Annotated in this window: 13 protein-coding genes; all 13 read right to left on the reverse strand. The window is 59.9% G+C overall.

Annotation, left to right across the window (positions count from 1 at the left end):
- Positions 1-65: 65 nt before the first annotated feature.
- On the reverse strand, positions 66-1,421 hold the full coding sequence (nuoF, locus tag ACTD9P_RS14120; RefSeq protein ID WP_438868141.1) for an NADH-quinone oxidoreductase subunit NuoF: 1,356 nt from the start codon (positions 1,419-1,421) through the stop codon (positions 66-68).
- Positions 1,418-1,915, reverse strand: a complete 498-nt coding sequence (gene nuoE, locus ACTD9P_RS14125; protein ID WP_138814944.1) for an NADH-quinone oxidoreductase subunit NuoE — start codon at positions 1,913-1,915, stop codon at positions 1,418-1,420. The genes nuoF and nuoE overlap by 4 nt, the downstream gene beginning before the upstream one ends.
- A 2-nt stretch (positions 1,916-1,917) precedes the next feature.
- Positions 1,918-3,702 (reverse strand): NADH-quinone oxidoreductase subunit C/D, encoded by a 1,785-nt coding sequence (gene nuoC, locus ACTD9P_RS14130; RefSeq protein WP_438868143.1) that lies wholly within the window; start codon positions 3,700-3,702, stop codon positions 1,918-1,920.
- A 71-nt stretch (positions 3,703-3,773) separates the two neighbouring features.
- A complete protein-coding gene (locus ACTD9P_RS14135) occupies positions 3,774-4,448 on the reverse strand; it encodes a NuoB/complex I 20 kDa subunit family protein (RefSeq protein WP_012724951.1) in 675 nt (224 codons plus the stop codon).
- A gap of 10 nt (positions 4,449-4,458) precedes the next feature.
- Positions 4,459-4,872, reverse strand: coding sequence for an NADH-quinone oxidoreductase subunit A (locus ACTD9P_RS14140; protein WP_003219575.1), 414 nt, complete (start codon positions 4,870-4,872; stop codon positions 4,459-4,461).
- Positions 4,873-5,472: 600 nt separating this feature from the next.
- Positions 5,473-6,798 carry an isocitrate lyase gene (aceA, locus tag ACTD9P_RS14145; RefSeq protein ID WP_003219577.1) on the reverse strand — a complete coding sequence of 442 codons (1,326 nt, stop codon included), beginning with the start codon at positions 6,796-6,798 and terminating at the stop codon, positions 5,473-5,475.
- 495 nt (positions 6,799-7,293) lie between these two features.
- Positions 7,294-8,031: a secretin N-terminal domain-containing protein gene (locus ACTD9P_RS14150; protein WP_200431835.1), complete on the reverse strand. Its 738-nt coding sequence runs from the start codon at positions 8,029-8,031 to the stop codon at positions 7,294-7,296.
- Between the two features lie 231 nt (positions 8,032-8,262).
- Positions 8,263-8,685 (reverse strand): GNAT family N-acetyltransferase, encoded by a 423-nt coding sequence (locus tag ACTD9P_RS14155; RefSeq protein WP_438868144.1) that lies wholly within the window; start codon positions 8,683-8,685, stop codon positions 8,263-8,265.
- The gene (locus ACTD9P_RS14160; RefSeq protein WP_017137512.1) at positions 8,678-9,844 is read right to left on the reverse strand and encodes a ribosomal protein uL16 3-hydroxylase; all 1,167 of its coding nucleotides are present in this window, start codon (positions 9,842-9,844) and stop codon (positions 8,678-8,680) included. The genes ACTD9P_RS14155 and ACTD9P_RS14160 overlap by 8 nt, the downstream gene beginning before the upstream one ends.
- An 84-nt stretch (positions 9,845-9,928) precedes the next feature.
- Positions 9,929-11,299 carry an adenylosuccinate lyase gene (purB, locus tag ACTD9P_RS14165; protein WP_017737156.1) on the reverse strand — a complete coding sequence of 457 codons (1,371 nt, stop codon included), beginning with the start codon at positions 11,297-11,299 and terminating at the stop codon, positions 9,929-9,931.
- Between the two features lie 124 nt (positions 11,300-11,423).
- On the reverse strand, positions 11,424-12,047 hold the full coding sequence (gene hflD, locus ACTD9P_RS14170) for a high frequency lysogenization protein HflD (protein ID WP_438868145.1): 624 nt from the start codon (positions 12,045-12,047) through the stop codon (positions 11,424-11,426).
- A complete protein-coding gene (gene mnmA, locus ACTD9P_RS14175; RefSeq protein ID WP_438868146.1) occupies positions 12,044-13,168 on the reverse strand; it encodes a tRNA 2-thiouridine(34) synthase MnmA in 1,125 nt (374 codons plus the stop codon). The genes hflD and mnmA overlap by 4 nt, the downstream gene beginning before the upstream one ends.
- Positions 13,169-13,227: 59 nt before the next feature.
- Positions 13,228-13,674 (reverse strand): NUDIX hydrolase, encoded by a 447-nt coding sequence (locus ACTD9P_RS14180; RefSeq protein ID WP_438868147.1) that lies wholly within the window; start codon positions 13,672-13,674, stop codon positions 13,228-13,230.
- Positions 13,675-13,783: the final 109 nt, after the last annotated feature.

Consider the following 13,783-nt stretch of genomic DNA (forward strand, 5'->3'; position numbering starts at 1 on the left):
ACACAGCCTTTACGGCGTCAGCCCATGAGAAGGCGAAGGGCACGGACCCTTCGCCCTTTAAAGCGTTATGCGCCGACTACGATCGGCCTTGCCAGAGGCGGGACGGCGGCGCTGGTAGGCGCGATGCCGGCTTCGAACTCCGAACGGAAGTATTTGATGGCGCTGCCCAATGGCTCCACGGCGCCCGGTGCGTGAGCACAGAAGGTCTTGCCTGGGCCGAGGAAACCGACCAGACCCAGCAGGGTCTCGATGTCGCCTGGCTGGCCTTCACCTTTCTCGATCGCCATCAAGAGCTTGACGCTCCATGGCAAACCATCACGGCACGGGGTACAGAAACCGCAGGATTCGCGGGAGAAGAACTGCTCCATGTTGCGCAGCAGCGAGACCATGTTCACCGTGTTGTCGACCGCCATCGCCAGGCCAGTGCCCATACGGGTGCCGACTTTGCCGATGCCGCCGGCATACATTTGTGCGTCGAGGTGCTCAGGGAGCAGGAAGCCGGTACCGGCACCGCCTGGCTGCCAGGCTTTCAAGGTGTAGCCGTCGCGCATGCCGCCGGCGTAATCCTCGAACAGCTCGCGTGCGGTGACGCCGAACGGCAGCTCCCACAGGCCAGGGTTCTTGACCTTGCCGGAGAAGCCCATGAGCTTGGTGCCCATGTCTTCACTGCCTTCACGGGCCAACGATTTGTACCAGTCAACGCCGTCGGCGATGATCGCCGGCACGTTGCACAGGGTTTCAACGTTGTTCACGCAAGTCGGCTTGCCCCACACGCCCACGGCGGCAGGGAAGGGCGGCTTGGAGCGTGGGTTGGCACGGCGGCCTTCGAGGGAGTTGATCAGTGCGGTTTCTTCACCGCAGATATAACGCCCGGCGCCGGTGTGTACGAACAGTTCGAAGTCAAAACCCGAACCGAGGATGTTCTTGCCCAACAGGCCTGCGGCCTTGGCTTCTTCCACGGCACGGTTGAGGTGCTTGGCGGCGGTGGTGTATTCGCCACGCAGGAAGATGTAGCCCCGGTAGGTTTTCAGCGCACGGGCGCTGATCAGCATGCCTTCGATCAGCAGATGGGGCAGTTGCTCCATCAGCATGCGGTCTTTCCAGGTGTTCGGCTCCATCTCGTCCGCGTTGCACAGCAGGTAACGGATGTTGATGGATTCGTCTTTGGGCATCAGGCCCCACTTAACACCGGTGGGGAAGCCTGCGCCGCCGCGGCCTTTAAGGCCGGCGTCTTTGACGGTCTGGACGATATCGTCCTGGGCCATGTCGGCGAAGGCTTTGCGCGCCGCCGCGTAACCGTTCTTGGCCTGGTACTCGTCAAGCCATACCGCCTCGCCATCGTCACGCAGACGCCAGGTCAGTGGATGAGTTTCAGGCGAACGCTTGATCAGGTTGGCCGGGCCGAAAGATGTAAGGGTCATGGGTAGCCCTCAAGCAATTGGGTGACGCCAGCAGGCTGCACGTCACCGAATGTGTCGTCGTCGATCATCAACGCCGGCGCCTTGTCGCAGTTGCCCAGGCAGCACACCGGCAGCAGCGTGAAGCGCCCGTCCGCAGTGGTTTGGCCCAGGCCAATGCCCAGCTTGTTCTGGATCTCGCTGACCACCGACTCGTGGCCACCGATGTAGCAGACCATGCTGTCGCACACGCGAATGATGTGGCGGCCGACCGGCTGACGGAAGATCTGGCTGTAGAACGTCGCCACGCCTTCAACGTCGCTGGCGGGGATGCCGAGCAGTTCGCCGATGGCGTAGAGGGCGCCGTCCGGCACCCAGCCACGTTCCTTCTGGACGATCTTCAAGGCTTCGATCGACGCCGCGCGCGGGTCTTCGTAGTGATGCAGCTCGTGCTCGATGGCCGAGCGCTCGGTTTCACTCAAGGTGAAACGATCTGTTTGGATAAGCGTGCTGTTCATGCTTAGCGGTCCACGTCGGCCATAACGAAATCGATACTACCCAGGTACGCAATCAAGTCCGCGACCATCTCGCCTTTGATCACCGAAGGGATCTGCTGCAAGTGCGGGAAGCTTGGGGTGCGAATACGGGTGCGGTAGCTCATGGTGCCGCCATCGCTCGTCAGGTAATAACTGTTGATACCCTTGGTCGCTTCAATCATCTGGAAGGATTCGTTGGCCGGCATCACCGGGCCCCACGAAACTTGCAGGAAGTGCGTGATCAGGGTTTCGATGTGCTGCAGCGTGCGCTCTTTAGGCGGCGGCGTGGTCAGCGGGTGATCCGCCTTGTACGGGCCGGCCGGCATGTTGCGCATGCACTGCTCGATGATCTTCAGGCTCTGGCGCATTTCTTCGACACGCACGATGCAGCGGTCATAGGCATCGCCATTCGCGGCCGTCGGAATCTCGAATTCGAAGTTCTCGTAGCCGGAATACGGACGTGCTTTACGCAGGTCGAAATCGCAACCGGTCGAACGCAGGCCGGCACCGGTGACGCCCCATTCCAGGGCCTCTTTGGTGTTGTAGGCGGCGACGCCAATGGTACGGCCCTTGAGGATGCTGTTGTCCAGCGCAGCCTTTTGATACTCGTCCAGACGCTTGGGCATCCAGTCGATGAATTCCTTGACCAGCCGCTCCCAGCCGTTCGGCAGGTCGTGGGCCACGCCGCCGATGCGATACCAGGCCGGGTGCAGACGGAAACCGGTAATGGCTTCGATAACCTTGTAGGCGCGCTGACGGTCGGTGAAGGTGAAGAACACCGGGGTCATGGCGCCAACGTCCTGGATATAAGTACCCAGGAACAGCAGGTGGCTGGTGATCCGGAAGAACTCGGCCATCATGATGCGGATGGTGTCGACGCGGTCCGGCACCTTGATACCGGCCAGCTTCTCGACCGAGAGCACGTACGGCAGGTTGTTCATCACGCCGCCGAGGTAGTCGATACGGTCGGTGTACGGGATGAAGCTGTGCCAGGACTGACGCTCGGCCATCTTCTCGGCACCACGGTGGTGGTAGCCGATGTCCGGCACGCAGTCGACGATTTCTTCGCCGTCCAGTTGCAGGATGATACGGAAGGCACCGTGAGCCGAAGGGTGGTTCGGGCCCAGGTTGAGGAACATGTAGTCCTCGTTGGTGCCGGAGCGCTTCATGCCCCAGTCTTCCGGACGGAAGCGTGCAGCCTCTTCTTCAAGCTGTTGCTTGGCGAGGTTGAGGCTGAACGGGTCGAATTCGGTGGCGCGCGCCGGGAAGTCCTTGCGCAGCGGGTGACCTTCCCAGGTCGGCGGCATCATGATGCGCGTCAGGTGCGGGTGGCCCGGGAAGTCGATACCGAACATGTCCCAGACTTCACGCTCGTACCAGCTGGCATTCGGCCAGATACCGGTAACGGTCGGGACGCTCAGGTCGCTTTCAGAGAGGGCGACCTTGATCATCACGTCGCTGTTACGTTCCAGCGACATCAAGTGGTAGAACACGGTGAAATCGGCACCGCTCGGCAAGCCTTGACGCTTGGTGCGCAGACGCTCGTCCACGCCATGCAGGTCATAGAGCATGACGTACGGCTTGGGCAGGTTGCGCAGGAAGCTCAGGACTTCGACGAGCTTGGCGCGCGCCACCCACAGCACCGGCATACCGGTGCGTGTGGCCTGGGCGGTGAAGGCGTCAGGGCCAAAACGGTTATTGAGTTCGACAACCACATCCTGGTCGTCTGCCTTATAAGGCGGGATGCGTCGAGCACTGCCTGTAGTCATGGTTTTTTATCGCTTTCGGTCAACGTAAAGAATGAAGCCAGGTGTTCGTTCTATAAAAGAAGCGGGCTGGATCAGACTTCGTCGGGGCTGCGCAGGTTGGTGACTGCAATTCGCTGTTCGCGGCGCTGTTCCTTTTGTGACGGCATCTCGGCGCGATAAACGCCTTGATCACCGACAACCCAGGAAAGCGGACGACGCTCCTTGCCAATCGACTCCTGCAACAGCATCAAGCCTTGCAGAAAAGCTTCAGGGCGGGGCGGGCAGCCAGGCACGTAGACGTCCACGGGCAGGAACTTGTCCACCCCTTGAACGACGGAGTAGATGTCGTACATGCCACCGGAGTTGGCGCACGAACCCATGGAGATAACCCACTTTGGCTCGAGCATTTGCTCGTAGAGACGCTGAATGATCGGCGCCATCTTGATAAAGCAGGTGCCGGCGATAACCATGAAATCCGCCTGGCGTGGTGATGCCCGGATAACTTCGGCGCCAAAGCGCGCGATGTCGTGGGGCGCCGTGAAGGCGGTGGTCATTTCCACGTAGCAGCACGAAAGGCCGAAGTTGTACGGCCACAGGGAGTTTTTACGCCCCCAGTTGACCGCGCCACTCAGCACGTCTTCGAGTTTGCCCATGTAGATGTTTTTGTGGACTTGATCTTCTAACGGATCGGAAACGGTTTCCCGTTCGCCGATAGGGTACTGATCGTTAGGAGCATCCGGGTCGATCCTGGTGAGATTGTATTGCATCGCCAAAGCCTCATTGTTTCAGCTTCGCTTGCCGCTTACGACGAGCTTCCGGAGCCCAGTCAAGGGCGCCCACTCGGAATAGGTAGACAAGGCCTGCCAACAGAATTGCTATGAAAACGAGGGCTTCGACGAATCCGGTCCAGCCGCTTTCGCGGACGGACACAGACCAGGCAAAGAGAAAGAGGGCTTCGATATCGAAGATCACGAACAGCATCGCGACCAGATAGAATTTGGCTGAGAGCCGCAAGCGGGCGCCACCTGTAGGCAGCATGCCGGACTCGAACGGTTCATTTTTGCTGCGGCCCCAGGCTTTTGACCCGAGGAGGCTGGAGACGCCGAGCATGAAGGCACAAAGGCCGACAACACCGAGGAGGAAAATGGCAAAGCCCCAGTTGTGGGCCATGAGTCCTGTCGCTTCGGTCATGCTGGAAATCCTTAACAGAGAGCAAAGGTCTCTGAGCTCGAAAAAGTAACGATGCAGTGACGATATGTCGCAGCGCAATCAATCGCGGTGATTTTATGGCTAAACACCGGGCAAGTAAAATTCCGATAGCGAAATTATTCGATGGAATAAGCACATAGTGCACCTTCTTGGGGCTGTAGCCCTTGTGGGCCGGGCATTAGCGGGCATTTAATCAAATGTGTTTTGTTTAAGCTGTAAAGAAGTTTTCATGGGCTAAATGATAATGAATATTGTTTGCGCGGGGTTTAAGCGAATGTTTCTCGTGTGGCGCGGGAAGTTGTTGTTACTTGCTGGGTTGCTGCTAGTTGCTGGAGGGGATCTTTTAACCGATTTGATTCCGGCAAATACCGCTCCAGGTCAATGTTTTGCGCAAAAAAACTGCTGAGGCTATATGCATTCCCCTGTGGGAGCGGCGGTGCGACGATTCCACATTTTTGATCTCCTTTGTGTCAGGGAGATTTTCTTTCGGGCAAAAAAACGCCCCGAACCAGTCGGGGCGTCAGATCAAGCGGCAGTGCGGTTAGGTCTTCCGTGGGGCCGCACTGGCCGTGTACTCGCTACTTAGTGAAACTGCTCTTCTTCGGTCGAGCCGGTCAGTGCGGTCACGGACGAGGTGCCGCCCTGGATCACGGTGGTCATGTCGTCGAAGTAGCCGGTGCCCACTTCCTGCTGGTGCGCCACAAAGGTGTAACCCTTGGCGGCGTCAGCGAACTCTTGCTCCTGCAGTTTCACGTAGGCGGTCATGTCGTTGCGGGCGTAGTCGTGCGCCAGGTTGAACATGCTGTGCCACATGTTGTGAATGCCGGCCAGGGTGATGAACTGGTGCTTGTAGCCCATGGCCGACAGTTCGCGCTGGAACTTGGCGATGGTCGCGTCGTCCAGGTTCTTCTTCCAGTTGAAAGAAGGCGAGCAGTTGTAGGACAGCAGTTGGTCCGGGTATTCCTTCTTGATCGCCTCAGCAAAGCGGCGCGCTTCGTCCAGGTCCGGCTTGGCGGTTTCGCACCAGATCAGGTCAGCGTACGGCGCGTAGGCCAGGCCACGGGCGATCGCCTGGTCGAGACCGGCGCGCACTTTATAGAAACCTTCCTGGGTACGTTCGCCAGTCACGAACGGCTGGTCGTACGGGTCGCAATCCGAGGTCAGCAAGTCCGCCGCGTTGGCATCGGTACGCGCCAGGATGATGGTCGGCGTGCCGGCAACGTCAGCGGCCAAGCGTGCTGCGGTCAGCTTTTGTACGGCTTCCTGGGTTGGAACCAGTACCTTGCCGCCCATGTGGCCGCATTTTTTCACTGACGCAAGCTGGTCTTCGAAGTGCACGCCGGCAGCGCCTGCCTCGATCATGCTCTTCATCAGTTCGTAGGCGTTGAGTACGCCGCCGAAACCCGCTTCGGCGTCAGCCACGATGGGTGCGAAGTAGTCGATGTAGCCTTCGTCGCCCGGGCCTTTACCGGCTTTCCACTGGATCTGGTCGGCGCGGCGGAACGAGTTGTTGATGCGCTTGACCACGGTTGGCACGGAGTCCACCGGGTACAGCGATTGGTCGGGGTACATGGATTCTGCAGAGTTGTTGTCCGCAGCCACTTGCCAGCCGGACAGGTAGATCGCCTGGATGCCGGCTTTTACCTGTTGAACTGCCTGGCCGCCAGTGAGGGCGCCCATGCAGTTGACAAAATCTTTTTCGGGACGGAAGGACGGCTTGGCACCCTGGGTGACCAGCTTCCACAGCTTCTCGGCGCCGAGTTTTGCAAAGGTGTGCTCAGGTTGAACCGAGCCACGCAGGCGGACGACGTCAGCAGCGGAATAAGCGCGGGTCACGCCTTTCCAGCGTGGGTTTTCAGCCCAGTCTTTTTCAAGGGCTGCAATTTGCTGTTCGCGTGTCAGTGCCATGGGGAAAAACCTCGTCGCATAGGTCTAGGTGGAGAATTCCATTTGCCAGCCACGTATTAACTGCGTGGTTGTGGCTGCTCGCTGACCAGAAGCTTAGGCGGCCAAGTCAGGTTCGACGGGGAAGGCGACGGGATGAACGCGTTGCGAGAGGAGGAGTGGAGCAGGTAGGGGCAAACTGCGAACGGTCTTCGGGCATCGTGGGCCTTGGTACGATCCATCAGTGTGTAGCCGGGTTACCTGGTTAGCTTCCGTCCCTCGGGACAACTTCGTTCCAGTCGCAACCAAAGTCAAACACACCTTGTGGGCGGTACAGACACGAATCGGCTCAGGTGGGTAGCTTGGAGCGGCGATCCGAAGGCCCTTGCCAGGGCCCCTGATTAGCGGGAGCGAGGCCATCATGCACAGGCTTTTTTGGCTCGTCAAATGTTTTGTAGTGCTTTTTTTAAAGCACTACATCTTTAGTCTAATGCGACTCGCCAGTCAGATTTTGGTGCTTTAGTTCAGGGTGTCGACCTTGACCCGCAAAGTCAGGTCATCGCGGCCCTGAGTAGAGTAGCTGCGGGTTGTAGAGGATTTATCGGCCTGGGTTTCGCGATTGATGCCCGCCAGTGGGATCCATTCGCCCAGGCGCCCGCTGACAGTTGTGTCGGTACTTTGCACATTCACTACATCGGGACGTTCCTGGCTCATACGGTCACGGTTAGTACTGATGGCCAGGTGTACGGTCTCGCCCGTGACGCTGGCAGTCACGTAAAACCCCTGGGTGACGTTGCGATACTGGGTCTGGTTCTGCGGGCGGCCGTAGGCGTCAGGCTGCGTGGTGGTCAATGGCACGCTTTGGCCGACCTGGATCAGCGCGGGCACGCCTTCACTGGCCTGGATCTGCTGGATGCCCCCGTCGCGGCTGGCGGTGCCGTAGCTGATGATGCGGGTTTGGCTGTCGCCAGTGTTCTGCTGGTTGTTTTCGTTGCTGTCGACGGTGATCAACAGGCGTTTGGCAGGTGTGTCCAGTTGCGACAGCAACGCACGCAGGTCCTGGATCTTGCCGGGGTCGGCGTTCACGATAAGTTGGTTGCCGTAGGCGCTGACGGTGCCGTCCTTGCCGATAAAGTTTTGCGCGACGGGCAGCAGGTCGGCGCTGGTACGGTTGCTCAAGTTGACGACTTCGGTGTCGGCCATGGCGCAGGCGCTGGCAGTGAAGAGGAGGGCGGTGAGCAGGGTGCGTAGGGACATGTCCGTTATCTCTGCGAGTCAATTAGGCGTGATAGTGCCAGTTTGTCGGCCTGGCAGGTCGCAAGTTGAATCGTAGACGGCAAAATGCCCTGGCATGGCAGGGCATTTTTGGGTGTTGCTGAAATTGCCTTCGCGAGCAAGCCCGCTCCCACATTCGACCGCGCTCCAAAGGGTCTACTCGGTCAAGTGTGGGAGCGGGCTTGCTCGCGAAGGGAGCGACTCGGTCTCGGCTCAGCCCTCGCGCACCATATCAACGTGCGGAATCCCGACCTCCAGGAACTCGTCACTGACGATCTTGAAACCCAGTCGCTCATAAAATCGCGCCGCATACACCTGCGCACTCAGGAACTGCCTGGTCTGGCCACGTTTCTCGGCCTCGCCGATCACGGCTTCCATCAGCTTGTCGCCAACCTTCAGCCCGCGCCAGTCCTTGAGTACCGACACGCGACCAATCTCGCCGCTGGGCAGCAGGCGAGCGGTGCCAATCGGAAAATCACCTTCGAATGCAAGAAAATGCATTGCGTTGGCGTCATCCGCATCCCACTCCAGCTCTGGTGGAACCGATTGTTCAGCGATAAACACCGCCTCACGAATGCGCCGTATCTCGGCGATATCCTTTTGCCAGTCCGCGACACTTACGTGAATCTTATTCATCGGCAAATCCCAGGCTTCCTTGCTTGACCAGTTCGCACAGCAGGTCACGACCGTCTTCGTCGGCCAGCCAGGTGCCGAGGTTTTCGCTGTGCAGGGCGTCGGCCGAGCACACCAGCTTCAGCAGTTCGCGCAGTTTGCCTGGCAGGTAACGGCTCTGGCCGCTGGCGAATAGCAGCACATCGTCGTCCACTTCCGACCACGCCATGCGCGCGCTCGGGTTGCGCACCAGAATCGCGCCGTTTTCCAGGCTACTGATAAAGTCTTCTTCACCCAATTCTTCGCCGGCGACCAGTTCCGGGTAGCGCGGCTCGGTCATGAACTGGCCGAACCAGGTCAGCAGCATGCGCTCGTCGCTCATGTGCTCGGCCAGCAGGCCTTTGAGGCGGTCAAGTGCATCCGCTTGAATCTGGTGCGGGTCGCTGACCGGTTGGGCGTCGGCGTCGGTGTAACGCTCTTCATCGGTCAGGTACTGGCTGAGGAAGTCAGTGAAGTGGGTCAGCACTTCGGCAGCGCTTGGTGCGCGGAAGCCCACCGAATAGGTCATGCAGTCGTCTTCGGCAATGCCGAAGTGCGCCAGGCGCGGCGGCAGGTAAAGCATGTCGCCCGGTTCCAGCACCCATTCTTCGCTCTGTTCGAATTCCGCCAGGATGCGCAGGTCGGCGTGTTGCAGCAGCGGGCTTTCGGAATTGCACATCTGGCCGATTTTCCAGTTGCGCTTGCCTTGGGCCTGCAGCAGGAACACGTCGTAGTTGTCGAAGTGCGGGCCAACACTGCCGCCGGGTGCGGCGAAGCTGATCATCACGTCGTCGATGCGCCAGCTCGGCAGAAAGCGGAAGTGCCCGAGCAATTCGGCGACTTCGGGTACGAATTGGTCGACGGCCTGCACCAGCAGGGTCCACTCACGCTCCGGCAGCGTGCTGAACGCGTCTTCGGCAAACGGGCCGCGGCGCAGTTCCCATGGGCGCTCGCCGTGCTCGATTACCAGGCGCGATTCAACTTCTTCTTCCAGGGCCAGGCCGGCCAGTTCGTCGGCGTCGATCGGGCTTTCGAAATCAGGAATGGCCTGGCGGATCAGCAGCGGTTTTTTCTGCCAGTAGTCGCGCAGGAATTCCCGTGCCGTGATGCCGCCCAGAAGTTGAAGAGGAATATCAGGATTCATGTGTAACCTATTGAAAGAAAGCACTTTTAAGACAGGAATAAAAACGCCCGGCGCGGCCGGGCGTCTCAAAGGGTCGCGCGTTGATCAGATGCGCTTGGCTTGCTCTACCGCGTTGCCGATGTAGTTGGCCGGGGTGAGCAGTTTCAACTCGGCCTTGGCAGCGGCTGGCATGTCCAGGCCATCGATGAAAGTTTGCAGCGCCTCAGGGCTGATGCCCTTGCCGCGCGTCAACTCTTTCAGCTTCTCGTACGGGTTTTCGATGTTGTAGCGACGCATCACGGTCTGGATCGGCTCAGCCAGCACTTCCCAGCAGGCATCCAGGTCAGCGGCGATTTTTTGCGCGTTGAGCTCAAGCTTGCTGATGCCTTTGAGGCTGGCTTCGTACGCGATCACGCTGTGCGCAAAACCCACGCCGAGGTTGCGCAGTACGGTGGAGTCGGTCAGGTCACGCTGCCAGCGCGAGATCGGCAACTTGCTGGCCAGGTGCTGGAACAGGGCGTTGGCGATACCGAGGTTGCCTTCGGAGTTTTCGAAGTCGATCGGGTTGACCTTGTGCGGCATGGTCGACGAACCGATTTCACCGGCGATGGTGCGCTGCTTGAAGTAGCCCAGGGAAATGTAGCCCCAGATATCGCGATCAAAGTCGATCAGGATGGTGTTGAAGCGCGCAATCGCGTCGAACAGCTCGGCGATGTAGTCGTGCGGTTCGATCTGCGTGGTGTAGGGATTGAACCCCAGGCCCAGCTCGTCTTCGATGAAGGCGCGGGCGTTTTCTTCCCAGTCGATTTCCGGGTAGGCCGACAGGTGGGCGTTGTAGTTGCCCACGGCGCCGTTGATCTTGCCCAGCAGTGGTACGGCCGCGACTTGAGCGATCTGGCGCTCCAGGCGATACACCACGTTGGCCAGTTCTTTGCCCAGCGTGGTCGGCGAGGCCGGTTGGCCGTGGGTGCGCGACAGCATCGGCACGTCGGCGAAACGGATCGCCAGTTCGCGGATGGCGTTGGCGGTCTGGCGCATCAGCGGCAGCATCACATCATCACGGCCTTCGCGCAGCATCAGGGCGTGGGACAGGTTGTTGATGTCCTCGCTGGTGCAGGCAAAGTGGATGAACTCGCTGACCTGGGCCAGTTCCGGCAGCTTGGCCGCTTGCTCTTTGAGCAGGTATTCGATGGCTTTGACGTCGTGGTTGGTGGTGCGCTCGATCTCTTTCACACGCTCGGCGTGCTCCAGGGAGAAGTTTTCCGCCAGGGTATTCAATACAGCGTTGGCTTCGGCGGAAAACGCCGGCACTTCGCTGATGGCAGGGTGAGCGGCCAGGCGCTGGAGCCAGCGCACTTCAACCAGAACACGAGCACGGATCAGGCCGTATTCGCTGAAAATAGGGCGCAGGGCCTGGGTTTTGCCGGCGTAGCGGCCGTCAACAGGGGAAACCGCAGTGAGCGAAGAGAGCTGCATGGGGTGTTCTCGGACAGTCGGGCAACGAAATGGGGCGCGTATCATACATGAAAAATTCCGCCGGTCCGTCGCCAACTGACCGGCGTATTACGCGTGGGGCTATAAAAAAGCGGGTTGCTGCGACTTATTCGTTGCGCATCAACGGGTAAAGCTCTTTGAGCAATTTGCGTCGGCTGATTACCAACTGCCAGCGATGGCCGCCCAACTGGCGCCACAACCGCGCCGAACGAATACCGGCCAGCAGCAGGGCGCGGATTTTCGAGGCGTTGTTCGGTTGCTGCAGGTTGCGCATGTCGCCGTGCACCTGGATGCGCTGGCGCAAGGTGCTCAAGGTGTCCTGGTACAGCGCACCACAGGCGGCAATCACGTTTTCGTGGGCCGGGCCGAAGTGTTCCACCTGGGACTGAATCTGCGGCAGGCGTTTGCCGATGGTTTCGAGCAGGTCGTCGCGCTTGGCCAGTTGCCGCTCAAGGCCGAGCATCGACAGGGCATAGCGCAACGGCTCGCGTTGCAAGGTGCTCGGGTCGCGTTCCAGGGCGCCGATCAGCGCGCGGTAGCCTTCACGCAGCGCCAGGTCGTCGCCGCCGTACACTTCCAGGGTGTCCTTGGGGTCGCGGATCAGCAGGCTGCCGAGCATGCAGGTCAGGCCTGCCTCGGTCACCTGGCCGGTCTTGGCGATCTTGTCGACCAGCACGGCGGCGAGGAAAACCCCGCCGAGTGCCGTTACTTGCTCCTGGGTCGGGCTCATGCCGGGTTGCTCCAGGCTTCGGCGACTTCAATCACGCCGCCGCCCAGGCAAATTTCGCCGTCATAGAACACCACCGATTGGCCAGGTGTGACCGCGCGTTGCGGGTCATCGAAGGTGGCGCGGTAGCCGGTAGCGGTTTTTTCCAGGGTGCAGGGCTGGTCGCTCTGGCGATAGCGCACTTTGGCGGTCAGGCGGCGTGGCGTGCTCAGGTCGATCGGGTTGACCCAATAGATCTCCGAAGCCAGCAACGCGCCCGAGAACAGCAGCGGGTGTTCGTTGCCCTGGCCGACGACCAGCACATTGTTTTCCAGGTCCTTGACCAGCACATACCACGGCTCTTCGCCAGCGTCTTTAAGGCCGCCGATGCCCAAGCCCTGACGCTGGCCAATGGTGTGGTACATCAAGCCATGGTGACGGCCGATCACTTCACCGTCGGTGGTTTTGATCTCGCCCGGTTGTGCCGGCAGGTATTGCTTGAGGAAGTCGCTGAAGCGGCGCTCGCCGATAAAGCAGATCCCGGTGGAGTCCTTCTTCTTGGCAGTGGCCAGGCCGTGTTTTTCGGCGATCTTGCGCACTTCGGGTTTTTCCAGCTCGCCGACCGGGAACAGGGTCTTGGCGATCTGTTCGCCGCCCACGGCGTGCAGGAAGTAGCTCTGGTCCTTGTTCGGGTCCAGGCCCTTGAGTAGTTCGGTGCGGCCTTCGATATCGCGACGGCGCACATAGTGGCCAGTGGCAATCAGGTCGGCGCCGAGGATCATGGCGTAGTCGAGGAACGCCTTGAACTTGATTTCGCGGTTACACAGGATGTCCGGGTTCGGCGTGCGGCCGGCCTTGTATTCGGCCAGGAAGTGCTCGAACACATTGTCCCAGTACTCGGCGGCGAAATTGGCGGTGTGCAGCTTGATGCCGATCTTGTCACACACGGCCTGGGCGTCGGCCAGGTCGTCCATGGCGGTGCAATATTCCGTTCCATCGTCTTCTTCCCAGTTCTTCATGAACAGGCCTTCCACCTCATAACCCTGCTCCATGAGCAGAACGGCGGAAACGGAAGAATCCACGCCGCCGGACATGCCGACGATGACGCGCTTCTTTTGTGTGTCAGAAGGGGCTGGATCACGCATAGGGTTTCAACGGGTGTCTTGAAAAAGGACGCGATTCTAACAGGCTCACGCCCGCAAGGCTAAAGAGAAGGGCGGATCAATTCGAGGCTATGGCGCTGGCCGGCCAGATAATCATCAATACAACGGATGATCAACTCGCTGCGCCAGTCGTCGCGCAAGGCCATCAGCTCCTCACGGGTCAGCCAGCGGGCGCGGACGATGCCTTCATCGAGCTGGTAGTCCGGGTGGTGTTTCAGCGCCTTGGCGGTAAAGCAGACCCGTTGGTACGTCACGCCATTGCTGGGTGCGGTGTACAGGTAGATGCCGACAATGCCGGTGGCTTCGACGTCCCAGCCGGTTTCTTCCAGGGTTTCGCGCACGGCGGCTTCGGTGAGGGTTTCATGCGGGTCCAGATGGCCGGCCGGCTGATTGAGCACGGCGCGGCCGCCCTTGAGTTCCTCGACCATCAGGAAGCGGCCGTTGTCTTCGACGATAGTGGCGACGGTGATGTGGGGTTGCCAGGTCATTGGATGCCTCGATTCAGGATGCGGCGCGGTCTTTGGGCAGTATTGCAGTCAGTGTGGGAGCGGGCTTGCTCGCGAATGCGGGGGGTCAGATATGCATCGGGTGACTGGC

This window comes from Pseudomonas onubensis (genome assembly GCF_965653655.1).
GTDB lineage: Bacteria > Pseudomonadota > Gammaproteobacteria > Pseudomonadales > Pseudomonadaceae > Aquipseudomonas.